Below are 14,082 nucleotides of genomic sequence, written 5' to 3'. Positions count from 1 at the left end.
TTGATATTTAAGCTAACTTAACGCGATACAGCGGATTAGGCGCTTTGTTAACGAAATACTCCCAGATATGGTCATAGACTACATGTTGATTTGGGAATGGCGCTAACTGTTTCGCTTCTTCCAGCGTGCACCAACGAAACTCTGTATGTTCTTCATTCAACTGCACATTTTGATTTGGTGGACATACTACAGCGAATACCGGAATCAGCTCAATAACGTTAACATGGTGCTCATAGAACTGCTCTAAGAACTGAGCGTTATACAAAGCTTGTACGTCAATTTCTGTCTCTTCTTTGAACTCGCGTACAATCGCCTGCCAGCCCTTCTCACCGCTTTCAATAGAGCCTGCTACATGACACCAAAAGCCCCCCTTCACGCGCTTCATTAATAGCATTTTCATCTGGCCATCGATTTCAGAAAGAGCCACACCGGAAACGATCGAAGTATTTAGCGGAATCATAAGCTTACCTGTTCATATAAAACGCAGCAGCATATCACGTTCATTGCAACTTGTTACTACTTAAACAGCCAATGCAACAAAAATAACAGTGTTCTCATTGAACAAGTTTGAGGCGTGTATCGATAAAGAGTAGAATCGGCCGCCTAACATCGAACTCCCTGCGATTTCATCCATTAGATAAAAAGACACGCTATGCACTCATCGACTTCTTCGCACGCTTCAGAATTTATACATACACCTGAAAACTGCTTTACCCGATTCAACCAATCGATTGAGTCATACACGCTTCCAGAACGTTTTACGTTTCCTTTCTACTACGAGCCCCACCCTCTTTGTGAACTGGCCTCAGAGCAGCTTCAGGCTCATCTGGAAACACAAACCGATTGGCACCACAATTTCGGTCTAGAATCGGAAGAAGGCCGTGGCAAAATGTTTGGGGTGCTTATCGTTCGCAGCCCACAAGGTGAAATCGGCTACTTTTCTGCATTCTCTGGCAAGATCGCTGACCAAAACCTGTTGCCGCATTTCGTGCCACCAGTGTTTGATATGCTGAACAGCGAGAGCTTCTTTCATCAAGACACAGCCGACATGATGGCGGTGAATGCAAAGTACAAAACACTGAAATCAGATGAGACCTACTTAGCACTGTGTGAGCAAATGGCGCAAAACAAAGCGCAAGCGGAACAAGAGAACGAAGCCCAGCGCCAAAAGGTCATCGAAGGTCGTAAGGTTCGTAAACAACAGCGTGAACAAGGTAAACTAGAGCTTGATGAAACCGAATTTGAACAGCTAAGTGTTGAACTTGGTAAAGCGAGCGTTGCAGACAAGAACCAACAGAAGCACCTTAAGCTAGCGTGGGAAAAACGTCTGGCTGAATTGCAATCTAAAATTGATGTCTATACCGAGCAACTGGATCAACTAAAAGAGCAACGCGCAACTATCTCTCATCAGTTGCAGCATAAGCTTTTCGCTCAATACGTGTTTCTAAATGCTGAAGGAAAAACGGAAGATCTAAACCATATCTTCGCGCCATTGACTAACCCAGTACCACCAGCCGGCTCTGGGGAGTGTGCTGCGCCTAAGATGCTGCAATACGCCTACCTACATGGTTATACACCATTGGCTATGGCCGAGTTTTGGTGGGGGCGCTCACCAAAATCAGAGGTGCGTAAACACAAGAAATACTACGCGTCTTGTCAAAGTAAATGTGTACCGATCTTGGGCCACATGATGAAAGGGTTAGAGGTCGATCCAAATCCGTTACTCGAGAACCCTGCAGAGGGCAAAGAGCTAGATATTCTATTTCAAGATGAACACATCGTTGTGGTGCACAAGCCATCTGGATTCTTGTCAGTACCGGGAAAAACCATTAAAGATTCGGCTTACACGCGCGTTCAGGAAATGCATCCCGATGTTGAAGGGCCTTTCGTTATACACCGCCTAGACATGGCAACGTCAGGAATATTGGTCTTTGCGTTAACTCGTCGAGCAAATAAGAGCCTACAGAAGCAGTTCATTACTCGCGAAGTTGAGAAGCGTTACGTCGCTCTAATTGAAGGCAACCTAGAGCAAGATGAGGGCTACATTCGTTTGCCGTTGCGCGGTGACCTTTACGATCGTCCACGTCAGATCGTCTGCTATGAGCATGGCAAGCCTGCAGAAACTAAATGGGAAGTGATTGAGCGTCGTGATGGCAAAACCAAGGTTTATCTCCATCCGAAAACAGGTCGTACTCATCAGTTGAGAGTGCACTGTTCTCATGAGGAAGGCTTGAATATGCCGATCGTCGGAGATGTTCTTTATGGGCATAAGGCGGACAGACTTCACCTTCACGCAGAGAAGCTGTGTTTGAGTCACCCAATTACCAATGAATGGATGACGTTCCAATTCGATGCCGAATTCTAAGGGCTATCTCGAGTAAGTTGCGATCGCTAACTGCACTATTCTAAACAAGGAGTCACAACACCTGTGACTCCTTTTTTCGAGCCTCCCACTAACCTTTTCTCCTCTGTTTTATCTACCTCTTTGGGATATATCGCTAAGCTTATTGCACTACATCAAGATTCGTTTTTTCATTATCCGTAACATGCCCACCTTCTTCCTTCCCAGAGGCCTTTGATATGTCATCAACTGCTTTGAATTTACCCCCAAAAACACCGACGCCCTCTTTGATCACCGCGCGAGCACCGACAAACGTAAAGCCAATAAAGACCAAGAAACCGGACCTCAATTCGGCCATGTTGAATTTGATTGAAGAAGTGAAAAACGAGCTCCCTTTGTATGAGCCAGAAACATTTATCTGTGGGCCAAAAGGAAATTGCACGGGTTGTTCTAAGAAACTACTCGAAATGGTCGACATGGAGATAATGTACTGGGAGCACAAAATTTCAATGGGACAAGGGCCCAACTTCGAAGAACTGCGTCGTTTTGGTAAGTTGTGCAGCAGCGTAAGACGTGGCTTAGAGAGAAACGGATTGGTAGAGAAGCGCCCAAAAAGAAGACAAGCATAGCCTAATCGCCAAATTCTGTACTCAAACACGATTTAGAGCGTCCTCGATCGTGTTTGAGGTCGCGAGATACCTGGCCTCACCGCATATTAGATCCAATCACCTCAATTGGAGTTAATACCATGAAATGGACACATTTACTGTTCACATCCCTACTTTTCCTTTGCAATTCAGCCGTCGCGTTTGATGTCGGATTCACTCAAGTCACCTTAACTGAGGAACCTAATCGCCCGCTAAACACTTCCATTTGGTATCCCACACAATATGTATCAGACACAACCTTGATTGGCGATAATCCCGCCTTCATCGGCACGCAAGTCATCAAGGATGGAGAGGTTCAATCAGGCACTTTTCCTGTGGTGCTATTATCACACGGCTATCGAGGAAATTGGCGGAACCAAAACTGGTTAGCGACCAAACTTGCGAGTCGTGGCTACATCGTGGCGGCGGTTGATCACCCGGGAACCACCTCTTTCGACCAATCCCCAAAACAAGCAGCGAAATGGTGGGAAAGACCACAAGATGTGTCACGTATTCTGGACTACGTGTTATCCGAAACCCCATGGAAGCAATCAGCAAACGTCGACAATGTTACCGCAATTGGACATTCGTTAGGTGGTTGGACTGTGATGCAATTGGCGGGAGCGAAAATAGATAGAGCAACTTTTGAGGCCAATTGTCAGGCATACCCCAACCCACGAACTTGTGGGCTTGCGGAAGAACTAGGGCTAGACAAAATACAGGATAAAGAGCCAAACAAAAAAGACCTTTCAGACCCTCGTATTCAACGTGTCGTTAGCCTTGATTTAGGGCTTGCGCGTAGCTTGTCAGTCGGCAGCTTAAAAGACATCAAAGTGCCAACCTTGATACTTGCAGCTGGGGTCGACATTGGAGATCTTCCTCAAGCATTAGAGTCTGGCTACATTGCTGAGCACATTCCTCTGAATGTAAGACGGTACAAAGTCTACGAAAAAGCGACCCACTTTAGTTTCATTCAAAGCTGTAAGCCCGGTGCTATAGCACTACTGAATGAAGAAGTGCCAGGCGATGGCATTATTTGTAAAGATGGCGTTGGGACATCACGCGACCAGTTGCATCAACTGTTCTTCAATGACATCGCTCGCTTTATAAATTGATAAACAAAAAGCAAACACACTCACTCTAACACTTGTGGTGAACTTCGAAACTCACTCGGAGTTTGCCCAGTTATCCTAGAAAACTCCCTATTAAAATTAGACTTGGTCTGAAAACCTGAGCTTAGGAAAATCTCAGTTATCGCGTCATCAGTTTGCTCAAGCAGAGTCTTAGCATGCTCAATTCGATAAGCGTTAATCACCTTCGAAATGTTCTGTTGGTGAGTTTGATTAACCGCAGACGATATCTTGCGAGCAGGAATGCCTAGCTTTCGTGCCAAGCGATTGAGAGACAGATCTGGATCCTTGAATACTTGGTGATCTCTCATTAATGCATCGAACTTAGCCATAATCTGCGCGGTTTCTTCAGCTTGGTCGTCACCTGTGCGACTCTTTGATGTGGTTAATGTATCAACCTCTTCAGAAAAGCGTTGTGACATGGAAGGTGAGGTCTGAGCATGCTTGTTATTTACTTCAGCTGGTGTACTTATACTGACCACCATCACGGCGAAAACAACGGCTGGAATAAGAACCAGGTAGCTAATCGATAAGATCAGATTGGTGTGCAACGCATTCAACAGCAAGATGTCGTAAGAGACCGCACTATCAACCAAAGCGGAGAAAAGCAGCATTGCACCTGCAACCCTTTCAGCAACCAACACTTTCGGTACATCGGTTAACCGAACTTGTTCTGGCACGCACAACGACGACTTTAACAGCAAACTGCCATATCCGAGATAGAGCAAGATCAGCAATACATCAAGAGTTCCCGCCCAGACATACTCATAAAAGAGTGAGCCAACTAAAACAGCAACTGGGCCTAGCCAATGCAAATGTGTATTAGATTGACTTCGATGAGCTCCCGCAAAACAGAGCCAGGCTGCCACGGGAACACTCGCACCAAGAATAGGTTGCAAGAAGCGAAACAGCGCAATATCTACCGTCCATCGCAGTCCCACCACCGTCACCATTAACGCGCACAGAATGATAAACCAAAATGGTTTTTGACTGGTTTTTGGGTAACGGCATCGAAGCAACACGCCTGTCATCAATAACAACAGGGCTGCGACAAATGGTAAGGGAATGGCGAGCATCAAAATTCCAGTGTTAATAACAAATTACGCAGTTTTGACCACGACTAGATGGCGTTGACAACTTGATCTCATGGTAATCCATTCACCATATGTAATAAAGGCTCCATAAAGGAGCCTTCGTTTGAATTCAATTGTCACTTAATTTGAGTAACTACTATTAGAAGATTGAGCAGCTTGGCGCGCCGGATGTTTGATAAACACAGCAATCACCGCAACGATAGCCAAAGCAAAACAGTAGAAAGAATGTGATACGATCTCTAGTGGAGAAAGGTTAAATACAGAGCCCAGCAGTAAAACCTGGGCTCCATATGGCAGAACACCCTGAATCACACATGAGAAAATATCCAACAAGCTCGCCGCACGACGAGGTGAAACGTCATTCTCTTCCGCCAATTGGCGAGCGACACTGCCCGATACAATGATTGCCACTGTGTTGTTTGCAGTACACGCATTCACCATTGAAACCAAACCAGCAATGCCCAGCTCACTAGCACGCCCATTCGCTTGCTTTGAGTGTTTAGAGCCAAAGGCACGAATCACACTGCTCACTAGGTTAGTTAGGTAAGCCAGCCCCCCCTGACGGCGCATCAGCTCACTTAGGCCACCAATCAGCATCGACAACAAGAAGATCTCTTGCATGTTACCAAAGCCTGAATAGATATCTTGTGCGTAGTCAGTCAAGCTGTAGCTATCTACACCCACTAGGCTCACACAGCCTGCTAACAGGATACCGATGGTCAACACCACGAACACATTTATCCCAGAGACAGCGAACACCAAAATTGCCATGTAAGGCATCACTTTAAGCCACTCGATATCACCCGTGTCCGGCACTTGCGTTGCTGTACTGTTCATCGCAAAAATAACGATCGCAATTAACGCTGCGGGTAGAGCGATACGGACGTTTTCTTTGAACTTATCACGCATCTCACAGCCCTGAGAACGCGTCGCCGCGATTGTGGTATCAGAGATAATCGACAAGTTATCGCCGAACATTGCGCCACTCAGTACCACGCCAGCCGTCAGTGGAAGGCTCATTCCAGAAGAGTCGGCAATACCAAGAGCAACTGGCGCAACCGCCGCAATCGTACCCATTGACGTACCCATCGCAGTTGCAATGAATGCTGAGATCAAAAAGATCCCCGGCAGAATCATACTTGTTGGAATCGCAGATAAGCCAAGGTTAACCGTAGCGTCTACACCACCCGATGCTTTAGCCACCGCTGCGAATGCGCCTGCTAGTAGGTAGATCATACACATAGCGACGATATCTGGGTGTCCGACACCACGCATAAAATGCTCAATGCCTCGGTTGATCTTCTCTTTGCTAATTAGTAAAGCAACCATAATCGCCGGCAGCGTCGCGATAGGCGCTGGCAGCTGATAGAACGCAAAATCAACGCCTTGATAAGAGAGGTAACTCCCGACTCCGATGAACAGAGCAAGAAAGATAATGAGCGGGATCAGCGCAACCGCACTCGGAGCGATTTGCGCATTTGAGTGTTTAGAATTAGACATGGAACAAACTACTATAGAACAGGAGGGCGAAGACTAATCCCACCCTTGAGACTTGTCAACGTCTAGACGTCTAAATGTCCAATTTTAAGTAGATTTACGCTATAACTGGGGCTCAACGATAACAAATTGTTTACTTCCAGCAATCGGAGCATACCAATCACCGCCCTTCACATAAAAGGTCGCATCATCAATGGTTACCGTTGTGGTACCTAAAGGTAGCTTATTAACCAAGCTACCAACATCCGAGTTTGAGGACGTGGTTGTGGTCGTTGTAGTAATCGACGTCGACGATGAAGTCACGGGTGGGTTTTCAATATAGATGTATTGATCGCCACTACGTTTGTAATAGACATTATCAATCACCGCATAGCTGATGCCAGCCAACACAATATAACTCGTGTGCTTTGGCATTTTGTAATAGTAGTAACTGCGATGTTTCGGCACTTTTTTGATTGGTCGATAAACAGGTTTAACCACCACAATCTTCTTAGACGGCTTGTAAACCGGGTGAGGTTTCGCGGTTGCAGACAAAGGGAAAATAAGACCTGCCGTTACCAGAATTAGGGTTGCGCCTCTTACAGCTTGAGCTTTAAACATAATGATCACCAAGAACTAAATCATCTGTTCATTTTATCAATCCGAATATCAGCCTACGTAAAGCAAACGTAAAGGTGCGTAAAGAGACGCGCTATGACTCTCGATACAAAAAAGCCACCGACTGAGTCCAATCGGTGGCTTAAATACTTAATAATCACTTGCAGCGGTTTTCTTACTGCCCGTCATTTTAGACGCAGTTACAGCTTCCACCACGCTTTGGTTTCTGCCGTCCCCGCTAGTTGTAGACGCTCACCAATGATCGGTGTGGTGATCTCTACACCACGTTCTTTACTGATAGAAGATGCTTGCTCAAGCGGGTCTTGCCAATCATGCATGGATAAATCAAAGGTACTGTTGTGAATTGGCATCATCACCTTACCTTTTAGGTCGATGTGAGCCTGAACACTCTGCTCTGGGAACATGTGAATATCCGCCCACAGTGAGTTATAAGCACCGGTTTCAATCATAGTGAGATCGAAAGGGCCGAATCGTTCACCGATCTCTTTAAAGCCATTAAAGTAACCAGAGTCACCACTAAAGAAAACTTTCTTATCGCTACCCTCTATCACCCAGCTGCCCCAAAGGGTTTGGTCGCGATCGAGTAAACCTCGGCCAGAGAAGTGTTGAGTCGGTGTCAAAGTAAAATCGATACCTGCTGCAGTTGCAGACTCCCACCAATTCAGCTCAACGATTTTCTCTTTCTCGACACCCCATTTTTCCAAGATTGCACCTACTCGTAACGGCACGAGGAAAGTTTCTACTTTTTGCGCTAGCGCGGTTACTGCTGCTTTGTCCAAATGGTCATAATGGTCGTGGCTAATCACTACCACATCGACATCAGGCAGTTCCTCGATTGAAATTGGTGTTGGGTGGAAACGCTTTGGCCCCATCCATTGCACTGGAGATGCACGATCGCTAAAGACTGGGTCCATCATGACCAATTTTCCATCCAACTTCATCGCAATACTTGAGTGACCTAAACGGTAGACAACGTCTTCTTGCTCTTCAACCAGTTGCGCTTTGGTCATCGGCATCAAAGGTAATGCCGTTTTTGGCACCGGCTCTTTACGCTCTACAGTGACGTAAGCTTTAAGGATAGAGAAGATATCTGACATACCTGATTTGTATTCAAGCTCGCTGTTAGCAAACTTCTTTGGCAAGTTATCAAGCTTCTCACTTGAATTTGAATATGCGGTTACAGTCGCTGCCACGGCAAGTACTCCTACAATCGGTAATAGATATTTTTTCATTCAACTCTCAGTTTGTTTTTGCTCTGGGTCGTCGACCCAAAAGTAAACTACACCGATGAGTTTACCTTTAAATCACCAAAAGTAAACCAATGAGTGTAACTTTATTGATGTTATTTTCATCAAACAAATAAAATTCAAATTAAATCATATAGTTAAGATTACCACTCAGATCATCTATACAGTTCAAGGCAGAGGCACATCTGTATAAATATCGCTCAACTCTCACTTCGAGGATTGATTTATTGACCTAAAGGTCAAGTTTTAATTAACATTTACTTTACAAATGATGAGCCGACAGTTTTGGAAAGGAGTCTAAATTGAATCTCACTATAAGAATGAAAGCGATTTTAGCGACGATCATCGCAGCGCTTTCCATTATTAGCCTGATGGGCATTTACTCGTTTCAATCAAGTCGATCGATTTTGATCGACAGAACATTCGATAGAGAACTCCCGGCATTGTTAGGCGAAGTTGGTAATGAAATCAGCCTCAAGTTAGAGACGCCAATTCTTGCGTCTAAAATGATGGCCCTGTCTCCGCTAATTACCTCTAGGTCTGCATCGACAGGAGACCTAAGTAACTATCTCACAACGATCAAAAATGAGTTCAATGCCATCAGTGCGTACTTTGTGTCATTAGAAACGGGGGCATACCACACTCACAATGGCGTTTTAAAAACAGTGTCGCAAAGCGAAAGCAAAGATCAGTGGTTCTATCAATTTATTCAATCAAACCAGCCGTTTGAGCTTTCTCTTGATATCGATGGGGCAACGGGCACCCCCACCCTATTTGTTAACTATGCAGTCATTAAAGAGGGCAAGCGTGTTGGTGTGGCAGGCATTGGATTAACACTGGAGAGTATTACTCAATTAATCAGTCACTACAGTGTTGGTAAAGGAGGTATTGTTTATCTGGTTGATCAGCAGGGTGTGATTAAGGTTCACCCCACTCCAAACTTAGTCGGGACATCACTTGAGGAGTTAGGTGTTAACGCAACACAGTTACTTGCCCAAACAAACACAGTTGTGACTGAAAGTACCATCGACAACAAAGCGCAAATATTAGGTTCGAGAACAATGCCAGGAACAGGGTGGACGCTGATCACTCAGATTCCTAAGGCCGATGTTTTAGAAGAGCTTAACGGCTTCAGCCAAACCATCATTTTCATGGCGCTGTTGATTGCGGTTGTCTATACCCCTATCGCCGCTTGGGCAACCAATAAACTCTTGCTGCCCTTTGTCGAGGTTGCCGAGCTTCTTCAAAAAATTGGTAAAGGGGGCGGCGATCTTACGCGCCGCTTAGACGATTCACGTCATGATGAAATCGGTCAAATTGCCAGTGGCTACAACCAGTTCGTCGAATATTTGAGTCACCTACTAACCGATGTATCCAATACCGGCAAACAGATATCAGAATCGATTCAAAGTGTTGACCGCATGGCTCAATCGATGGAGCAAGACCTGAAACAACAAACCAGCCAGATAGAACAAGTCGCGACCGCTATTCATGAGATGGGCGCAAGCTCAGATGAGATCGCACAAAATGCCAATGTTGCAGCCGACAGTGCCACGAGCGCATCCAACGCGATCAACATAGGTCAAGAGTCCGTAACGGTGACTTCCGAAAGCATCGAGCACATGAATCAACAGCTGAGCGATACCACTTCAATCATCAACCAACTCGCTGACGATGCCAACTCAATCGATACCGTGCTTGATGTCATCAATGGTGTATCGGAACAGACTAACCTACTTGCATTGAATGCGGCGATTGAGGCAGCGCGAGCGGGAGAACAAGGTCGAGGCTTTGCAGTGGTTGCTGATGAGGTCAGAACGCTCGCCTCACGCAGCCAAGCTTCTACCGAAGAGATACGCGGGATTATCGACCAGCTCCAACAGCGCACTCAACAAGCCGTGGACGCGATTGAAGCCAGTACTCAGCTAGGTGTGAAGTGCCAAAGCGAAGCCTCAAATTCAGAACAACAGCTGTCGACTATTTCTCTGAGTGTGGATGAGATGAATACGATGAATATCCAGATCGCTTCAGCAACGGGAGAGCAATCGAATGTGATCAACGAAATATCACCTCATATTTCAAGTATCTCAGAGATTGCTCGCGAGAACGATATGATGGTTGAGAAGACCGCGCAAGAGTGCACTCACTTAAGAGATAAAGCGGCGCACCTTACCAGTTTGGTCTCTCAATTTAAGTGCTAGCTAATCGACCGACCACACATCCTTAAACTCTGGCCATCCCCAGTTGGTGATGGCTACGTTCTTGAGAATACCTTGGAACCTCACCGTTTGAAGATGATGGAATAACGGCAACAGCCAGTAGTCAGTGACCAGGCTAGTCGCAATCGGCTCAAGACGCTCTAGGTAATCTTCCAGCTCGACCGATGCTTTGTGTTGATCGAGCTGCAACTTCAGCCATTCGCTGCTCTGTTGTCCGAGAGCTGAATGCAGAACAGGATCATTCATCAGCCATGAAAATAGAGACGACGGCGCGTTGTCATCGAGATTCAGGTTACACAGAATAAGGTCTTCATTAAGCTGATTGGCTTGCGAGCGCTGAGTCAAATCGCGGAAGCTATAAGTATTAACCTCAACTTCGACACCTTGAAATCTCAATAAATCTGCAATACTCACGGCGCAGCGATACAAGGCGTAGTAATCATAAACCGCTATCGTGAGTTTCTTAGGCAACGCACACGCCGGGTTCGGCATGCGGTAGACAGGGCTCCAGCTCGGCAAGATGTTCTTGGCGTGTTGTAAGCCAAACATGCCACGATTGACCTCTAATTGCTCATGCACATGGCTTGGTTTAAAACAGTCTGCAAGGAACTTTCTCTGTTCGATAGTGAGATTTTGCTGGGCTGCGTTGTGATTAAAGAGCACAAACAAACAACCATCTTCAACACGACTGTATTGTTCGTCTGTTTCGGTTGCATTCACATCTCGGCCAAGCTGATGGAAGCACGAAGCATCTTCCTCTGGCGCCACTTGAATTTCACTCTGATCAAAGTTGGTCACTTTAGCGAGCTCTTCTTCAAATTGCCAAATTGTCACTTCATCCGTAAGCGAACGCGTACTGAAAAAGTGCTCAAACGCTTTCAACTTAATACGCTCTGCATCATGCTCCGCAATCATAAATGGTCCACTACCGACGATATTTGGAGCAATCAGTCCTTGCAGTTGCGCTGCGGGTTGAATGGAGTATTTAACACCAGCTAATAAGCCCGCAAAACCAGTGTCCGCTTTGGAGAGCTTAAAGCAAAGACGAAGCGGTTGGTCACTGTAGACTTGTTCAACATGCTGTAGCTCTGATTGATAGAACGAGTGCGCTTTCAGTTGCTCAAACAACAGCACCAGTTGCTCACCATCAATAAGCTGCCCGTTATGGAAGGTTAAACCGGGACGAAGATAGAAGGTCCAAGTTTGCGTCTCCCCGTTATAATCCCAGTGATGCGCTAGCTCGGGTTTGAGTACCCCATCACTGCTGCAACTGACCAAACAGCTGAATACTTGCCTTAGCAAAAAACGTTCACTGCTACGGTGAACATGGTGAGGGAAGAGCGCTTCAAATCGACGCTTATAAGTCAGTTGAACGTGCAGTAACCCTTGACGTAAGGTTGCACCGGATGTCTCTTGCAACAAGGAACCAAACACGGTGCGGTCGTCGTCAAGTACCGCCAGCGCTTTTTCATACTTACCTTCCGCTATCAATTTACTCGCAATATGACGATTAAGCCCTTGCACATCGTAGCGCAGAGTTAGATTAGAACGCTGGTTTCTACCGGCTTTGGGCTCCCACACTACCCATTGCGCCTGATGCATTCGCCCTAGCAAGGTTCGTGCATGTCTAACACTGGTAAACATCAAATCGGCCAATTCAGCCAAGGTGACCGCATGTGGGGTATTGGCATCAAATGAGGTCAGCCTTGCGTAGTAACGCATCATATTTACATCAGACAAAATCAGAACCTTTGTTTCACTCGTTTTCCTAATAAGCCCAATTATAGAGCTTTTCAACAATAAATCTGCCACTTAATCCAAAAACAGGAACAACGCAAAAGTAAACCATCTGTTTATCGGTTCCCCATTATCGATAAAAATAGCTTTACGCAAACAAGTAACCCAGTGCCAAACACCAACCTATCTGATGAAGGTGATATGCCATGAGGAAATACTATTTATCCCAGTTTTTACGTACGACCAGCCAGCTTGAAAAAGAAGCGCTTCGTGCACTTTTAGAGCTATGTTGATCCACTAACGAGTACACATTTCCTCACCAAGTTATGCGAGTCGAACGCCACTTAAACAGCTCCTACCCCCAATCAGAGTTTGGTTTCGACTCGCTTCCCCCCCTCAAAAGCCCCTGCATCCCTTATGTACCAATAACTCAAACCCTTCATAAATTTCTGTTGTCGACTCGACAAAATTATTTCGTTTTCTTAGTTGTTCGAAAAGCCTTAAGGTTCGCCCCGAAGCAAACAAGGAGCCTCAGGAAATAGACCGAGGACCTAAAAACAACTTACTAATTTGCACATACCAATCAGGTATTTACTAAGGAAACGCCATGCGTATCGCAATTCTTTCTCGCAACGAAAATCTATACTCTACCGCTCGTCTAAAGCAGGCTGGAGAAGCTCGTGGTCACCAGGTCGATGTTATCGACACGTTGCACTGTGACATAGATATCGCGAGTAACAATCCGAAGATTCGCTACATGGGTGAAGAGCTACCTCAATACGACGCAGTGATCCCACGTATTGGCGCTTCCATTACCTTCTACGGTACTGCGGTTGTTCGTCAATTCGAAATGATGGGCACTTTCTGTATCAATGAATCAGTAGCGATCAGCCGCTCTCGCGACAAACTGCGTTCACTACAGCTGCTATCTCGTAAAGGTGTTGGTCTACCAAAAACTGGCTTCGCTAGCCGTCCTGACAAGATCCAAGATCTGATCAAGAACGTGGGTGGCGCGCCTTTGGTGATCAAACTACTTGAAGGTACTCAAGGTATCGGTGTGGTATTGGCTGAAACCAACAAAGCAGCAGAAAGCGTAATTGAAGCATTCATGGGCCTAAAAGCGAACATCTTGGTTCAAGAGTTCATTGAAGAAGCAAAAGGCGCAGACATCCGTTGCTTCGTGGTAGGTAACAAAGTGATTGCAGCAATGAAACGTCAAGCAGGTGAAGGCGAGTTCCGCTCTAACCTACACCGTGGCGGTACTGCTCAACTGGTTAAACTAACCAAAGAAGAACGTGCAACGGCGATCAACGCAGCTAAAATCATGGGCCTAAACCTATGTGGCGTCGATATCCTACAATCTAAGAATGGCCCAGTGGTAATGGAAGTGAACTCTTCTCCAGGCCTAGAAGGTATCGAGAAAGCGACTGGCAAAGATGTTGCTGACATGATTTTCGAATTCATCGAAAAGAATGCAAAACCAAATGCAAACCGTACTCGCGGTAAAGGCTGATATTAGAAATATTTAAACGGTTAAGATGACCATGTAAGC

At 45.8% G+C, this 14,082-nt stretch carries 11 protein-coding genes; 5 read left to right on the top strand and 6 right to left on the bottom strand.

Annotated features, from left to right (window positions below):
• Positions 1-7 precede the first annotated feature (7 nt).
• A complete protein-coding gene (locus tag AC6R05_RS17885; RefSeq protein ID WP_500648191.1) occupies positions 8-460 on the bottom strand; it encodes an NUDIX hydrolase in 453 nt (150 codons plus the stop codon).
• A 192-nt stretch (positions 461-652) separates the two neighbouring features.
• Between AC6R05_RS17885 and AC6R05_RS17880 the strand changes: the two genes are divergently transcribed.
• From AC6R05_RS17880 to AC6R05_RS17870, 3 genes are all read left to right on the top strand, one after another.
• Entirely contained in the window at positions 653-2,365 is a 1,713-nt protein-coding gene (locus AC6R05_RS17880) for an RluA family pseudouridine synthase (protein WP_500648190.1), read from the top strand.
• A 215-nt stretch (positions 2,366-2,580) separates the two neighbouring features.
• Complete coding sequence (locus AC6R05_RS17875) at positions 2,581-2,970, top strand: hypothetical protein (protein WP_500648189.1); 390 nt, start codon at positions 2,581-2,583, stop codon at positions 2,968-2,970.
• 119 nt (positions 2,971-3,089) lie between these two features.
• Positions 3,090-4,103, top strand: a complete 1,014-nt coding sequence (locus tag AC6R05_RS17870) for an alpha/beta hydrolase family protein (protein ID WP_500648188.1) — start codon at positions 3,090-3,092, stop codon at positions 4,101-4,103.
• Positions 4,104-4,123: 20 nt separating this feature from the next.
• Here AC6R05_RS17870 and AC6R05_RS17865 read toward each other — a convergent pair whose 3' ends face one another.
• From AC6R05_RS17865 to AC6R05_RS17850, 4 genes are all read right to left on the bottom strand, one after another.
• Positions 4,124-5,194, bottom strand: a complete 1,071-nt coding sequence (locus tag AC6R05_RS17865; protein WP_500648187.1) for a helix-turn-helix domain-containing protein — start codon at positions 5,192-5,194, stop codon at positions 4,124-4,126.
• Positions 5,195-5,332: 138 nt separating this feature from the next.
• Positions 5,333-6,712 carry a Na+/H+ antiporter NhaC family protein gene (locus AC6R05_RS17860; RefSeq protein WP_500648186.1) on the bottom strand — a complete coding sequence of 460 codons (1,380 nt, stop codon included), beginning with the start codon at positions 6,710-6,712 and terminating at the stop codon, positions 5,333-5,335.
• Between the two features lie 99 nt (positions 6,713-6,811).
• The gene (locus tag AC6R05_RS17855; protein WP_500648185.1) at positions 6,812-7,309 is read right to left on the bottom strand and encodes a hypothetical protein; all 498 of its coding nucleotides are present in this window, start codon (positions 7,307-7,309) and stop codon (positions 6,812-6,814) included.
• 197 nt (positions 7,310-7,506) lie between these two features.
• On the bottom strand, positions 7,507-8,559 hold the full coding sequence (locus AC6R05_RS17850; protein ID WP_500648184.1) for an MBL fold metallo-hydrolase: 1,053 nt from the start codon (positions 8,557-8,559) through the stop codon (positions 7,507-7,509).
• A 317-nt stretch (positions 8,560-8,876) separates the two neighbouring features.
• On the opposite strand from AC6R05_RS17850, the gene AC6R05_RS17845 reads away from it, so the two are divergent.
• Positions 8,877-10,775 carry a methyl-accepting chemotaxis protein gene (locus AC6R05_RS17845; protein WP_500648183.1) on the top strand — a complete coding sequence of 633 codons (1,899 nt, stop codon included), beginning with the start codon at positions 8,877-8,879 and terminating at the stop codon, positions 10,773-10,775.
• Here the strand turns inward: AC6R05_RS17845 and AC6R05_RS17840 are convergent, their stop codons facing one another.
• Positions 10,776-12,533 carry an SgrR family transcriptional regulator gene (locus tag AC6R05_RS17840; protein WP_500648182.1) on the bottom strand — a complete coding sequence of 586 codons (1,758 nt, stop codon included), beginning with the start codon at positions 12,531-12,533 and terminating at the stop codon, positions 10,776-10,778.
• A 604-nt stretch (positions 12,534-13,137) separates the two neighbouring features.
• On the opposite strand from AC6R05_RS17840, the gene rimK reads away from it, so the two are divergent.
• On the top strand, positions 13,138-14,043 hold the full coding sequence (rimK, locus tag AC6R05_RS17835) for a 30S ribosomal protein S6--L-glutamate ligase (protein WP_032550186.1): 906 nt from the start codon (positions 13,138-13,140) through the stop codon (positions 14,041-14,043).
• The last annotated feature ends 39 nt before the right edge of the window (positions 14,044-14,082 follow it).

The sequence above is a fragment of the Vibrio sp. R11-SG3-ISO9 genome, assembly GCF_059834255.1.
This window is presented reverse-complemented; position numbering and strand designations above follow the sequence as displayed.